Annotated in this window: 6 protein-coding genes; 1 reads left to right on the forward strand and 5 read right to left on the reverse strand. The window is 43.5% G+C overall.

All coding sequences use genetic code 11. The annotated features are described in order from the left end of the window. Nucleotides 1–13 precede the first annotated feature (13 nt). The 3 genes from FKV70_RS21890 to FKV70_RS21900 form a co-directional block, all read right to left on the reverse strand. The gene (locus FKV70_RS21890; protein WP_142614435.1) at nucleotides 14–895 is read right to left on the reverse strand and encodes a glycosyltransferase family 17 protein; all 882 of its coding nucleotides are present in this window, start codon (nucleotides 893–895) and stop codon (nucleotides 14–16) included. Continuing rightward, a complete protein-coding gene (locus FKV70_RS21895) occupies nucleotides 882–9,104 on the reverse strand; it encodes a non-ribosomal peptide synthetase (RefSeq protein WP_244310807.1) in 8,223 nt (2,740 codons plus the stop codon). The genes FKV70_RS21890 and FKV70_RS21895 overlap by 14 nt, the downstream gene beginning before the upstream one ends. Before the next feature lie 372 nt (nucleotides 9,105–9,476). After that, nucleotides 9,477–12,920: an amino acid adenylation domain-containing protein gene (locus tag FKV70_RS21900; protein WP_244310808.1), complete on the reverse strand. Its 3,444-nt coding sequence runs from the start codon at nucleotides 12,918–12,920 to the stop codon at nucleotides 9,477–9,479. A 177-nt stretch (nucleotides 12,921–13,097) separates the two neighbouring features. Here FKV70_RS21900 and glsA point away from each other — a divergent pair, with 177 nt between their 5' ends. Next, the gene (glsA, locus tag FKV70_RS21905) at nucleotides 13,098–14,036 is read left to right on the forward strand and encodes a glutaminase A (RefSeq protein WP_063210499.1); all 939 of its coding nucleotides are present in this window, start codon (nucleotides 13,098–13,100) and stop codon (nucleotides 14,034–14,036) included. Between the two features lie 81 nt (nucleotides 14,037–14,117). Here the strand turns inward: glsA and FKV70_RS21910 are convergent, their stop codons facing one another. Both FKV70_RS21910 and FKV70_RS21915 read right to left on the reverse strand, forming a co-directional pair. Beyond that, a complete protein-coding gene (locus FKV70_RS21910; protein ID WP_142614439.1) occupies nucleotides 14,118–14,975 on the reverse strand; it encodes a VOC family protein in 858 nt (285 codons plus the stop codon). A gap of 49 nt (nucleotides 14,976–15,024) precedes the next feature. Then, nucleotides 15,025–15,438 carry a DoxX family protein gene (locus FKV70_RS21915; RefSeq protein ID WP_063210503.1) on the reverse strand — a complete coding sequence of 138 codons (414 nt, stop codon included), beginning with the start codon at nucleotides 15,436–15,438 and terminating at the stop codon, nucleotides 15,025–15,027. Between the last annotated feature and the right edge of the window lie 241 nt (nucleotides 15,439–15,679).

The following is a 15,679-nucleotide window of genomic DNA, read 5'->3' on the forward strand; positions in this document are numbered from 1 at the left end:
TTTACTTTAAGCTTTACTTGTACCAAAGATCATCGGTTTCAAGCTCCTGTAGACTGCTCAAAAACGATTTTGAGTTATCAACATAAAGTTCAGTGTCGATATAGTACAGCTTTTTATCATGTAAGCATTGATCAATATACTCTGCATTCAAAATACTTTTATCTTCCACATTGGCGGCAAATGCTTGCAGTTTGGGAAGTGCGGTTTTCTGATATTCAAGCCACGAATGATGGAATCCGGCTGGCTCCTCCAGACAATAAATATCATCATATAAAGCTTCTGCAATCCCCTTTTTCCTGAGATAATCAGGTGAGAAAGGCATGCTTTTGAAGTAACGTCCGGTCATAGCGAACACGCGATAGCTCCAATGAGGAGCGCCATGATTAGATTGGCAGAAAAGATTCAGAAAAAATACAGAATAGTGCATTTTTATTGTAATAATATGATGCTTCTTCACTTCCGCAACAATACGATCCGCCATCCGGCTGTCAATGATCTCATCGAAATCAGCTAAGATGATCACATCATCATCCTCAACCTTATCCTGCAAAATAGAGGTGCTTCTGTTTCTTTGGCAAGCCTCATTATAAAACGCACTGTTATGACTGAGCAGACGCCAGTACCAGTGGTCAAAGTGATCCGCGCCGCAGCGATCCACATCAAAGTACAACGAATGCTGCTCAGGTTCACGAAACATTTGATCCGCATGAAATGGATGATGAATGACCTTGTAGCTTACATAATCTGGATTGAAGTTGCGTGGCTTATCCAAATAGCTGAATGTCTTGTTAGCTTCGATCACATGCAGTTCGTCGATCCAACTGGCATTTTCTTTTATTTTTATCTCTGCAATGCGATTTTCATTGAAAAAGGGGCAAAATTCATATATTTTCATAATCTGAGATTCCCTCCATTATCATGGTATAGGGTCGAACACCGATGCTTCGATACAGATATTCGGATATACAGCGTATTAGCTTAGCGATCGTCTGATCCTTATAATGCAGTGAACTATAATAGCAAGTTAAACTTAATCTATCGCGTCTAAGATCTGCCGTCATATTTAGCTTGTAAGCAGAGGGGTTGTCCGCTGCATTCGTATTTCCGTAAGAAATCGATAAAGGCTCGTACAAATCATTAGCAATTCCGTTCATTTCCTCTGATTGGTAATGGAAAAGCATGTGTGTCCCGTCTCTCAGTGGTTTCGTATTTGGATAAATATCCTGTATCATATATCGTAAAAGAAAGTAATCCATGCCTTCAGATGGAAGATGCTGCAACATGTGTATGACAGATCCAAGTGCCTTTTCCCAATTGTCCGACTGGTCTTCTTCCTGGATCTCAATATGAAGAGGATATGCTCCAGCAAAAAAACCAATAGTACGATCAATCACAATACCCGGCAAAAAAGACTCACGTTGATAGGACATGACATGCAGCAGCAAATCCGATTGGTTTTTCAATTGAAAACAAGCCTGTGATAATGCCGTTAGTAGGATGCTCAGTGGTGTCGTTTGATGCTTTATAGCCAATGCCTTTAATCGCTGGAGATGCTCTTCTCCTTCAAGTAAATCATGCGTTATAGTTCTCATGTGGCGATGAAGAGGTTCTACCTCAGATTCCGTGTCAACCTGCAAAGATTGCCCGCCTTCTACAACCCTGTTCCAGAAAGTGAATGCTTTAGAAAAAGTGTTTTTCGCCGCATATTGGGTCAACGCGATGCACCAATCCCGATAACTGCTTTCCTCCTCCGCATGTAGCGGCAGTTCACTGCCTTGTCCCAGCAAGAGAAGATGTCTCAAATCCTCTAAAAAAATGTTTATGGAGATTCCGTCAAAAATCAAATGATGGAACAGAAGTAATATCACCTGTTCCCTCTTTCCGCAATAGCTGTCAAACCACACTACTTTCCATAAAGGGCCTTCCTTGATATCGAATTCATACTGTATTTTCGAGCAGTAATCCGAAATATAGGTGTCATGTGAACCCGGGACCATGTGAAGATCTACGTAAGAGACTACCTGTTCTGCACTTATTTGCTGCTCAAACTGATACCATTCTCCATCCTCCAGTTGAGCAAAAGATAGTCGCAACGCCGCATGTTTACTCAATAGTTGTTCAATCGACGTGCTCAGTAATTCAGTAGGAATGTAATTTTTGAGCCGGGCCAGGTAAGGAACATTAAACATGTTGCGATTCACAAGATTTCTTTGGAAAAAACGTTTTTGTACAGCAGACAGTGGAAATCCGTCATCCGGATATGCTTTTCTTATGGACTGAATATACGAGTTATCCATATTCGGACAGAGGGCAGGCGCTGTATTCGTCGATGCATTGCTCAACGAAATAGCCAAACGTTCGATAGTACGTTCACGAAATATCTGGTTGACCGTAACTGGATATCCGCCTTTTTGCAACAAGCTGGCTATGCGCAGCGCATGGAGTGAATGTCCTCCCAATGTGTGAAAGTCTTCATTCTTGCCGATGTAATCCAGCTTTAGAACCGTGCTCCAAACTTCTTCTATGGTTTGTTCCAATTCAGTCTTCGGTCCGGTAATTGCTTCTTTCTCGCTATGGATTTCAGGTAAAGGGAGCCTTTTCCGATCGATTTTCCCGTTAACCGTTAACGGGAACGATTTTAGCCAAATATAACGAAACGGCAGCATATATGATGGAAGGCCATTAGCCATAAAGGTATGAAGCTGCTCCTCTCGTTCTTCCTCTTCCGCTGTATAGTAAGCGAACATCCGGAGATCACCATGAACCTCCCGGACAAGGACCAGGCATTCTTTTACCGCAGGATAGCTGCCAAGACGGAACTCGACTTCTCCGAGTTCGATTCGATAACCACGGAGTTTTATCTGATCGTCACCCCGTCCGATGTACTCGATATTTCCGTCTGGCAGCCACCTTACTCGATCACCCGTACGGTATAATACTAGATTTGTACCTCTTTCACGATCTTTGGCAGAGCAGTGTGGATTTGGAATAAACGCCTGCTCTGTCAATTGGTTTTGCTGCCAATATCCCCTCGCCACCCCGTCTCCTCCCACGTATAATTCTCCGACTGCTCCGACAGGCTGAACACGGCCCCGTTTGTCCAAAATGTAACAAGTTGAATTACTTATGGGCTTACCGATAGGAATATTCTGCTCAAATGGCTCTTCGATCCGGTAACTCGTCGAAAAAGTAGTGTTCTCCGTAGGACCATATACATTGAGAATCGAAAGTTCAGGATGGGCGAGCCGGATACGATTGATATGCTTAACCGACAAAATTTCCCCACCTACGATCAACCATTGAAGTCCAGCAAATAGCTTTTCATTTTCTTCAATCCACTGATTACACAGTGCGGAACTTAACCATAGGGTATTAATTCCCCACTCCTTCATCCGCTGCTCAATCAGGCGGATATTCAGAAGATCATCTTTGGAAACTACAAACAGCTGACCGCCATTCAGCAACGTTCCCCAAATTTCAAACGTCGAAGCGTCAAAAACAGGCGAACCCGTATAAAGTAATCTGATGTCAGAGGAAAATGGGAAATAACAAGTGTTTTTGACCAAGCGAATGACATTGCGATGTTCCACCATAACGCCTTTCGGTTTTCCCGTCGATCCGGACGTATACATCAGATAAGCAAGGTCATTGGGAGCAACCCTATTTCCCTTCTTTTCCTGTTGTACAATTCCATCTGGGTCAAAATGCTTTGTATCAATCAAGATTAAACGAATTCCTATACTGACTTCTGAGATACGTTCTGCTCCTTCCTGTGAAGTGAGGATGGTATCCAGTCCAGCGTCCTTGATTAATTCACGGGTTCTTTCTGCCGGAAAATCAGGGTCAATAGGAACATAGGCATATCCCGCTTTCATAATCGCCAGGATGGAGACAATGAATTCAAGAGAACGTGGCAAGTAAACTCCGATAAACTTTCCATGACGACTATTGGCATTAGCATCATCCGTTAATTTATTGGCAATATGCAGAGAAATGAGGTCCAAGCTGTGGTAGGACATAACCTGATTGTGCGCAATTATTGCCGGCTGTGAAGACCGCTGCTTGGCTTGCTCCAGAAATAAGTCAACAATCGAACGATCTCTGGGATATGCTGTATACATATTGTTCCAGTCATAGACGATTCGATCATATTCATCCCTATTCATAAAGCAAACATCTGCAGGGGTATGATCCGGATGTTCCAATACATATTGCACCGCATTATGCAGATGCTCTGCCAATCGGCTAACCGTTTCTTTTTTCAGTCGATCTGCATCATATATAAACTTGATGATCATCTGTTCCCCATCATGGGCCACGGTGATCGTCATTAGATAATTCGTTTTTTCTCGTTCCTCCATAGCTGACATCTTCAATTCATGCGCAGGCTGCCGATAATCGTTCAAATAATTTTCGAATGCCACAATGCTGTAAAACATGGCATGTCCCTGAATACCAGACCAGCTCTTCAATTCGTTCAGATTCACATAACTGTGGTCGTTAATTTTCTGAATGGTTTGGTGCAGCTGTTGTACATACTCCATGATGGTTTGCTCCACATTCCAGTGCATGACTAAAGGCAGCGTATTAATCAGCATACCTGTGATCCGATCCGCTTTTGCAAGATCTGATCCTCTCCCGGACACCACCATGCCAAAAATGGTTGTATCGGCATCATGATAGACTTGTAGCACTTTGCCCCATGCGAACTGTACCAGCGTATTTAGTGAAACTTGTGCTTGCTGTACAAAATCAGCAATCTGCTTAGTTCGTCTTGAATCAATAATAAGAGTTTCGATCTGCTGGTTCTTGATCGGTCGATGTACATCGGGAAGTGTACCCTTCTCTATAGGCAGTCGTGTTGGCTCCGTTACTTCGGCCAAATACGTCCTCCAGAATGTCTCGGCCTCCGTGCGATCTTTAGAGTCTAACCAATGAATATAAGATTCAAAAGAACGGGTCAAGCTGCGCTGTGGCATCCGATTTTGCAGGCTACAAGCATAGAGATCATGTACCCGATTCAGCAGCAACGGCAGGCTCCAACCGTCCAGCAAAATATGATGGTAACTCCAAATCATCGTCCATTCGTTTGAAGCAACCTGAATCAAGGTTAGGCGAAACGCAGGCTGAGTTAGATCAAAACGGCGATTACGATCCGCTGCCATCCAGCGTTCGATATACTCCTGCTGCCGCACCGGTTGCTCCGCTTCAATATCCAAAAAGGTCCATTCCCATTCTGCATTTTGGACAATACATTGTATGGGCTTGTCCAGCGCCTCCCAAATGTAGCAAGTCCGCAAGCTATCATTTTCGGCAATGACGCTGCTCCAGGCTTCACGGTAACGGCCCACCTCTAGCCTGCCATGATATTTCCAACGAACCTGCACGAAATATTGATCGGAGGCGGGATGGTCCAAGTAATGGAACAGTAGTCCTTCCTGTAAGGGACTTAGATAGAGCATTTTATCTAGACCATGTTTCAATTGATATGTCTTAACGATCTGATCGAGCGGTTGCTGTTCCAGGGACACGGATGGAAAATCACTAGGGGTGAATTCTTCGTGTTCAACCTGCCTGCAATGCTCGATAATAGCAAGCAGACGTGTTACAAAAGCATCTAGCAATTGAGTTATAGTTACTTCTTCATAATGACATTTGCTATATTTCATAAACAGATGCAGCTTGCCATGAACAATGGAACAATTGAGTTCCAATAGGCTTGTTCCATGATTAAGCCGTGAGCTATAATCCTGTGCTGCGTCACGTGTAAACTCTAGCCACTCGTTTGACTCGTTCATAATTCCCTGATCAAATTGGCCCAAGTAATTGAAAAGAGCCTGAGGTTCAGAAGCTGCTAACTCGAAACGAACTTCTTCGCGCGGGTGGCAGTATCTCAAAGCACCATATGACATGCCGCGGTGAGGAATATAGCGTAATTGCTCTTTGACAGATTTAATCGTCGTTCCCAAAGAGCAACCCTCCGGAATCTGAATGCAAACCGGAAACATGGAGGTAAACCAACCGATAGTCCTTGTCAGGTCTATATCGGATACAAAGTGCTCACGTCCATGACCTTCTAAGCGAAATGCAATCGTTGTCTGTCCAGACCAATCGGAGAGCGCTAGGGACCAAGCTGTAAGCAGCAGATCGTTGATCTCAGTATGGTAAGCCTGGGAGCAATGGTGCAAAAGCAGCTCCGTATCGTCTGAAGCAAGCATCGTAACCAATTCCGAAGATTCCCTACTCTTTTTATGAGCCGGATCATGGTCAACTGGCAGCACAAAAGCTGCAGCTTGATGCTGTACTTTTTTCCAATGTTCAATATGACTTAAAGTATCCTCATGTACAGAATAACTCTTCAATGCAGAATGCCACTTTTTGTATGGATTCAGAACGGGAGACAGCGCGATCCCCTGATACAATTGATACAATTCCTGAACCAATATTCTCCAGGACACTCCATCAATGACCAGATGATGTATAGTCATAAATAAACGAGCTTTACCATCAGGGTGACCTTGGATTACTCCCGCATACATCATGTTTCCCGTCTCATAATTCAATTGTCTGCTCCATGCATCACATATGCTTGAAATTTCGGAGTCAGGATATTCAATTTGTTGAAGGGTATAGCTAGCCAGTTGGATGGAGGCATCCGTTTGGTAGCGCTGCGAATACACATGTTCCCTGACCACAATCTCCATCGAAAGCTCTGGATGTAATCGAATCAATTGATTAATGGCAGTTTCTAACCTTACAGGATCGAAATCACGGAGCACAAATAGCTGGGATTGGTTGAAATAATGCGGAACTACAAACTGTTGCTCGAAAAACCAGTGTTGGATTGGTGTCAAGCCAAATTCGCCTGACCAATCAACCATAAGCTCTTCTGTTTGACTACTGTCTGTCCAAGCAACTACAGTAGCTAATTTCTTAATGGTTGGATGCTCTGCCACTTGTCTTGGAGTAAGTATCATACCGTGATCTCTGGCCATAGATACGACTTGAATGGCAAGAATTGAATCTCCTCCAACAGCATAAAAATGGTCGTTAACTCCGATATCTCCCCTTTTTAAAATCTGTCGCCAAATCCAAAGCAAACGCTTTTCGAGATCATCCTCGTCTGCTTCCACAGCTTGATCAGCTTGAAGAAATAAGGTACTCTTCGGATCGGGGAGAGCCCCACGGTCGACTTTTCCGTTTGTATTTACTGGAAATGAATCCAGATGACAAAAATACGAAGGAATCATATATGCTGGTAACATAGCATTTAAGTGCTGCGCCAGTTCCGCCTCTTTCAGTTCTTCTCCAGCAGTATAATAGGCAACCAGTTTATGGTATGATCCGTCCTTCCAGGCTTGAACGACACATTGACTGACGTCAGGATGCTGGCGTAGCTGATATTCGATTTCACCCAGTTCGATACGATACCCTCTGATTTTAATCTGTTCATCACTGCGTCGTATAAATACCAGTTCTCCATCCGGCGTCCATTTCACAATATCCCCGGTTTTATATAACCGCTCACTGTGCGACGGATACTCACTGCTGATTGCAATCTCTTTATGAACGAACCGTTCTCGAGTCAGTTCCTCACGATTCAAATATCCTCTGGCAAGCCCGATGCCCCCTACCCATAATTCGCCAGGAACGCCGACAGGCACAGGATTGCCGAATGAGTTCAAGACGAATAACCGTTTGTTATAGACGGGTTGACCGATCGTAATTTCTTTTCCTGGCCGGCAGACAGAAGTAGCACAGATTATCGTTACTTCGGTCGGTCCGTAAGCGTTCACAAATTGTCTTCCTCTTCCCCAATAACCGACAATGTCAGGAGTACAGGGTTCTCCAGCAGATATAAGTGTATGCAATTTCGGCAATTCTCTATGTTTCATTGTTCGAAGCACTGATGGTGTCAGCATGGCAATGTGGATGTTCTTCTCTGCAAGAATATCTGAAATATCAACATAAGGTGGTAGTTCATCATCTGATAGAACAACCAATGTCCCGCCTACTGATAACGTGCCGATCCATTCGTAGACCGAAGCGTCGAAACTCATGGAGGCGAATTGCATGACTCTTGAGTCAGAGGTAATACCAAACTTTTCAACCAGATAAGGGACCAATGCGACCAAGCCAGCATGTTCAATGAGAGTTCCCTTCGGTTTTCCGGTAGAGCCGGAAGTGTAGATAACATAAGCCAGATCATTCTGCTTCAGCCCGATCTGCAAATTTTCGTTGGGATTGCAGTCCTGCTGCACCGAGCATTCATCCACACAAATCAGCGAATACGGTTTCATACCCAGTTGAGATATATATGGATGTATCCTGCTTACTAATTGACTGTGCGTTACAATCATTTCGGCCCGTGCATCTTCTAAAATAAATCGCAGCCGCTCCCCAGGATATTGGGGATCAATCGGAAGATAAGCAGCTCCCGCTTTCATAACTCCGAGCATTGAGGGGACCACATCTGCGCTTCTGTCCATAATGATAGCAATCAGCGTACCAGTCGACAGAGAGCCATGTCCTTGCAGCAAATACGACTCTCTAATCATGTGGCTGATTTGATTTGCCCGGTGATTTAACTCATAATAAGTCAGCCTCTGCTCACCAAACTCCAAGGCAATCGCATGGGGTGTTCGATCAGCCTGCACCTCGATCAATTGAACCACCGTTTTATCCTTAGGATAGGCTCGTTCTGTATTATTCCATTGTTGCATCTGTTTGCGTTCTTTCGTGGTCAACATGGGATGAAATAGTACCTTCTTCTTTGGAAGAAGGAGCACATTTTCCAGCAATGTTTGAAAATGGCCTGCGAAGCTAGCGATTTGTCTTTCTCCAAAACGATTTCCATCATACTGTATTGCGCACTCCAATACATCCGCATCATAATGGTAGCAGAGTGCGATTTCTAGCTGATCTATACTGTGTAAGAGAGCCGGTGCTTTCATATTGGAATTTGGAGATAAGAAATTATCACACATCTCCATGATACCCACATTGAAGAAATCCTTCTCTGCTCCTGATCGAGAATCGATTTTAGTTTGCTGCGAAGAATCCTCTCTCCAATCGCTGCTGGTACGTCGTTTGTTCCATTCCATTGCAACCCTTTGTATCAAAGAGAAAAGATCATCTTCCCTCTGTATATGAATGAGTAGCGGATAATCCAGACAACTTTCTGTGGCTTCTTTGTCGGATATCTCAGAATATATAACAGGCAAAGCATATTGATTGGCGTAATGGGATAGCAGTACGGACCATATGGATGTTATAAAGGAAGGCATACCTATCTGGTGATTCTGTACAAATTTTAAAATCGCTTGAACCTGTCTTGTCTCCAAACGAATGCAGTAAAGCACTTGATCATTCCCCGTGGGTTTTTCGATATTTCTACTGTGGTGAGAAAATAAAGGCAAATAACGTTGTGACCTATCAGACCCACTCTGACTAGGTGTAGTGGACGACCCTATCACTTATTGTACCTCCCCTATCCGGGATGCCATACCGGCAGCTTGATAAAAAGCGGCCCTGACCTCCTCTACTTCTATCTCATAACTGCATCGTATAGAAAAAATAAGACCGTCCGTGTAAGAAGAAGCAATGCAATTGAACAGTGAATGGATCGGCAGCGGATTCGGTTGCTTTACAATAGTATCATCATAATAAGCACTGTATTTTGAGCCTGCTTTTGTGCTATTTCCTAAATAGTTAAACATGAATAAATCTAGTTGCTCATACTGTTTCCCCAACTGTACAAATGTTCTGATTCGTTCCCACTTGTCTTTGTAATCAGGACTTGTAAGAAGATGCATAAAATTGATCGTATGGTGTTTTAATACATCCAGTCTGCTTCTGACAGACAACATCATTTCATCCGGTTTTTGCTTCAGCTCCAACAGCATAGGCACAAAATCAATAAATTCACCGGCCGTGTTATAATAAGCCTCCTCGTCATATCTTCTTCCATCATATAAAAATAACAATGGCAGCTTATCCATACCTAAATAAGTTTGCAGACCCCTTGAATAGACAGAAAGCGCCAGCTCTAAAGAAGGATTCTCAGCGGGGATACATACGTTAAACAGGTAGGCTTCTGTGCTCGTTCGCAGCTTTGGTGTTTGTAAGATGTTTTGTTTGCTTTTTTGGAACGCTTCCAAACTAAAAGCTGATATCAATTCTTCTTCCGTAATTCCTTTTGGTCCACTTTGGATTTGTCTGACATACGCCTCATAGGGCTTCACTTCATCCATAGGAAGGGGGCGATTTTGAAGTAGACTCCTGTAGCTGGCAAGCAACTGTCGTTCGGCTACTTCCGAGGTCACCCGGTCGCATATCGCATGATGATAAATAGTTATAACATAATGTTCACGCAGGTTTCGTTTCAGCACAAACATGTGGAACAACATATGCTCTTCGGCGAATCGGGTATTTGCAACATAATCATTTACCATTTCCATAAAGGAGCCACATGGATTGTGAGCTGACATGTCAATAATGTTAAGCTTTGACACAGTATCACCAGGCAGTACGTATTCCCTCCAATAAGTCCATCCATCTCTTTGGGTCGCAACGCTCCTCAGTAATCCTTGATTTTGGACAAAGTGATTGTAAGCCTGATCCAAAAAATCATAATTCACACATTCATCCAGCCTAAATATACCTAAGCTTGGTGGTGTTTGAAACGAAATTTGCATTTGTTGAATTCCACTTAGCGGGTATTTTTGTACCACTTCCCCTCTATTAAGAAACTGATCTTTTTTCAAATAATCCTTTTCCAGTTGCTTGCGTAAACTTTCCACTTGATCTGAATTCATGCTCTTTAAGCCCAAACGCTGGAAAAATTCCTCTTCATCCATCGTCCAGTATTGATCAGCCATTTCCGCTTTAAGTTCCAGTGGTACAATGTAATGTGGCAGTAGCTCTGGAGCTACTTTTCCGTCCATAATCCGCGTGATATGGTTAACGTCAGCCACCATGTCGGAGTAAAGTACCTGAATATCTCTAACTTCGTGAATAAAATCCCTTACTTGGTATTTCACCCACTCAAAAACACCACCCGTTTCTTGGTGAAGCCAAGACATCAACTGTTGTGCTGTTTTAATAATGCCCTGCTGCTTTAGGGGCCCTATAGCACTATTCTGTGTTGAAAGAAGGTAATTAGCGAGGGCCCGAATCGTTTTATAGTGATAAATGTCTGTTAAAGTGACGGAATATCCCGCCCACTCCATTCTTGACATTAATGTAAGCGCATGAATAGAATGTCCACCGAGGTCGACAAAGCTATCTAAAACACTAAGCTGCTGTAGTCCCAATACATCCTGCCAGATTTCCATCAGCTTCGTTTCCAGTCCCGGCTCAGGAGACACATATTCTGCTCCAGCATGTATATTTTCACCAAGAGCTAACAGTGCTTTACGATCCAGCTTACCATTCAATGTCAGTGGCATTTGCTCTAATTGAATAAAAAAAGAGGGGATCATGTAGTTCGGCAGCTTGATAGAGAGAGCCGTTTTAATTTCACTTGCTGTCAGATTGATGGTCGCTGTAAAATACGCTTCCAACTGCTTATGACCGGCCTCATTTTCACGAACAACAGCTGCCGCTTCTTGTATATCATTTAATTTTAATAGATGCGACTCTATTTCCCCCAGCTCAATTCGATACCCTCGTATTTTCACCTGGCCGTCGATCCGTCTAATAAATTCGAAGTTCCCATCTGCTTGCTCTTGTACCCAATCTCCGGTACGATACAACCTGCCTCCAGGTACCCATGAAGACTGAATAAACCGCTCCGCTGTCAACTCTGGTTGATTCAAATAACCTTTAACTAATCCGTCGCCAGCGATGTACAATTCACCTTCAACTCCCTGCGGCAAAGGATGCTGCTCTTGATCCAGGATATAAACCTTCGTGTTGCTGATTGGTTTGCCGATTGGCACGCTATTTGCATTATCGTCCAAATGATCAATCGGGTAATACGTAGCAAATACTGTGCTCTCCGTCGGTCCGTAGACATGAATTAAACGACCCGGACCCATACAGGCAAACGCTTTACGTACATGGCTGACCGACGCCTTCTCACCACCGAATAGCAACGTTTCAATGGTTGCAAAGCAGCTGGGATCAATATCCACCAATGCATTAAAAAGAGCCGTTGTCACAAAGCATTTTGTAATCTGTTGTGTACGAAGTATATTGGATAGCTCCCGTGCATTCACAGTTTGATCTTGAGTGCTCAAAACAAGAGTACCCCCATTAAGCAGAGCCCCATAAATACCAAATGTAGAACCATCAAACGAAAAACTGGACACTTGCAATATCCGATCTTTTGTCGAGAAATGGATGTAATCTGTCTTTTTAACAACACGTGTAATGTTGTAGTGCATCGTTAAGGTTCCCTTAGGCTCGCCGGTAGAACCAGACGTATACATAATACATGCTAACGCATCGGAACTTTGACTAGTAGTGAGATTCCCCGTTTCTTTCCCGTAGTTTCGTTTATCTGTCAAATCCAGTGCAAGATTGTCGAGCTCCATTGAGTTGGGGATTGGAAGCTGGGTCAGCAGGAGAGTTGCGCCAGAATCCGTTAGCATATAGCGTATACGTTCCTCTGGATATTGCGGATCAATCGGCACATAGGCTCCCCCGGCTTTTAATATTCCGAATATCCCGATGATCATTTCTAATGAGCAATCGCCCATGATTCCGACGGGCCTATCTTTATCTACACCTTTGTTCCGCAAAACATGTGCAAATTGATTGGCCTTTGTGTTCAGATCAGCATACGTCAAGTGCTTGTCCCTAAATACGACCGCTACGTGATCCGGTGTGCGCTCAACCTGCTCTTCAAACAATTGATGAATCGTTTTCTCCCACGGGTAATCCGCTAACATACCGTGTAACATACTTGACTTCATCTCCTTCTCCTGTCATCCATAATCCAGATATTACAATAGGTTGGGGATTTAACAGGAGAAAAAGAAATGACATGAGAGCTTGTTTTTTGACCGAAAATTTCTTTAAAATAAGTATATAGCTACTTCTTGCTCTACAATAAAATACCACAGATTGGTTACTCGACTGGAGGAAAAGAAATGACATCGGAGTGGCAGAGATTACAGACCAAACTGCCGGAATGGGTAGAACAAAGCCGTCATGAGTATATCCATGGCAAGGTAGCAGCATATATTCCCGAACTGTCCAAAGCCCCGGCCGATGCGCTGGGTATTGTGGTAATGAATGGTGCGGGTGAGACCGTGGTAGCCGGAGATACGGAAATTCAATTTACGATGCAAAGCATCTCCAAGGTATTTACGCTCATTCTGGCCTTGATGGATAATGGAGAGGATGTTGTCTTCTCTAAGGTGGGGATGGAGCCTACCGGGGATCGTTTTAATTCCATGCTCAAGCTGGAACTGGTCGAGCCGGGGATTCCATTTAACCCACTGATTAACGCCGGAGCAATTGCAGTCTCTTCTTTGATTCGCGGAAACAGTCCAGAAGAGAGATTTGCCCGTGTTCTTCAATTTTTCCGCCTGCTTACTCATAATGACAAACTGGAATATGATCAGGATGTCTACGATTCAGAATCAGCCACAGGCCATTTGAATCGTTCCCTTGCTTATTTTCTAATGGAAAAGGGAATTTTAAGAGGTCATGTGGAGGATGTGCTTGACGTCTATTTTAGACATTGCGCTGTCAAATTGAACTGTACAGATTTAGCACGCATGGGACTCGTACTAGCCTTCAACGGCCGTGATCCGATCACAGGTATACCGCTGATTCCCCGTCGCTATGTACAGATCGCCAAAACATTTATGACAACATGCGGTATGTATGACGCCTCTGGTGAATTCGCCATTCAAGTCGGACTCCCTGCCAAAAGCGGTGTATCTGGAAGTATAATGACAATGGTACCCGGACGATATGGTATCGGGCTAGTAGGGCCTTCATTGAATCGTATGGGCAACAGTACAGCGGGGGTGCACTTGCTGGAGACGATGTCTCGGGATATGGATTGGAGCTTGTTTTAGTATATCAAAAAGGGTATTCCCAGCCTGTACGGCTTATAGGAATACCCTTTTCTGTTACGTTCCAAAACTTTGCTAAATGGTTTAATCATGAACCAATTTGATCTGAATGTGGAACGGGTCAGCCACATATATGGCACCATCACGTTCTTGCCATTCATAACCTGCCGCAGCCAAACGAGCAGTAATGGCATCCAATTCTTGTTGATCTGGAACAACCAATTCAAAATAATTTAATCCTGCCGCCTGCTCAGGAGCTGGTGGAGCACCTTCACCTGCCCATATGTTCAAGCCCATATGGTGATGGTAACCACCTGCAGAAACGAACAAGGCTGAAGCTCCATATCGGCACGTAATGTCAAAGCCAAGCACATCACAATAAAATTGCTGTGCTGTGAGCAGATTAGACACATGGAAATGAACGTGACCAATTGCCGTTCCCTGCGGCAGTCCCTGCCAAGGTAGATTTTCAGAAATGGCAATCAGACCTTCTGCATCCACGGGATCTGTTCCCATCATGTAATAACCATTTGCGTCCTTCTTCCATTGATCACGAGGACGATCCGCATAGATTTCAATCCCGTTATTATCGGGATCATGAATGTATAGTGCCTCACTTACATCATGGTCTCCCTGTCCAATTTCAATCTCATGGGCCAGCAGATTGCGTAAAGACAAGCCGAGAGCTACACGATTCGGTAGAAGAATAGCAAAGTGATATAATCCGGCTACGGATTGGCGCGGCAGAATCACTGCATTTTCAACATAATTAAGGATCAGGAGCGGATGTTTTCCGTCGACAGTCAATTCAGCGGTATCCGCCGCTTGACGCAGAAGCTGTAGACCAACGACCTCAGTGTAAAATTGAATAGAACGCTCCAAGTTACTCACTTTTAATGAAACCTGCCCGATTTTGGTTTTGTCATGAAGATGTGCTGTCATGAGATTTCCCTCTTTCTATATGGATTGGAGGACTAAGGTTAAATCAAAATTATTGCTCTGTTGACTTACGACGGCTGAACAAAGAATCCAAAGACAAGCGAGTAGTAGGCGCAAATACGAGGTGAAGAGCTACCAGAATAAAAGCAATATCCAGTTCATAGCCTGCACCTTGACCATTTCCCATCAACCCACCAGACAATTTGGCTGTGAAAATGGCACCAATCAATACAATAACAAAAAGGCCAGATACATAACGAGTAAGCAATCCAAGAATCAATGCAATCCCGCCGACCAACTCAATTACCGCAACCACATAACCTAAAAATCCTGGGACGCCAATACTGGAAAACCAGCCTGCTACATTACCCAACCCCATTTGGAATTTAGCTATTCCATGTGCCAGGAACAAAATCCCCAGCGCCACCCGCATAATTGTAGAAACGTTTCTGCTTGCTGAACTCATGTTTATCTCTCCATTCTGTTTGTTTAATTACACTCATACAAGCGTATATGAATAAATAATTTATATCACTAATAATTTGGTTAAAAAAAGAGACTCGTCTGAATCTATACCGCAGCACATATGTGTGTATCAAACTCGAATTATTAGTAATAGTAATAATTATTTTGTAATGTGAATTTAGCATAAGAAAGTATAGTCTGTCAACAAATTATTTGGTATGATAAATAATAAATTAGTATAG

The organism is Paenibacillus ottowii, from assembly GCF_006874425.1.
In the GTDB taxonomy this organism is placed as follows: Bacteria; Bacillota; Bacilli; order Paenibacillales; family Paenibacillaceae; genus Paenibacillus; species Paenibacillus ottowii.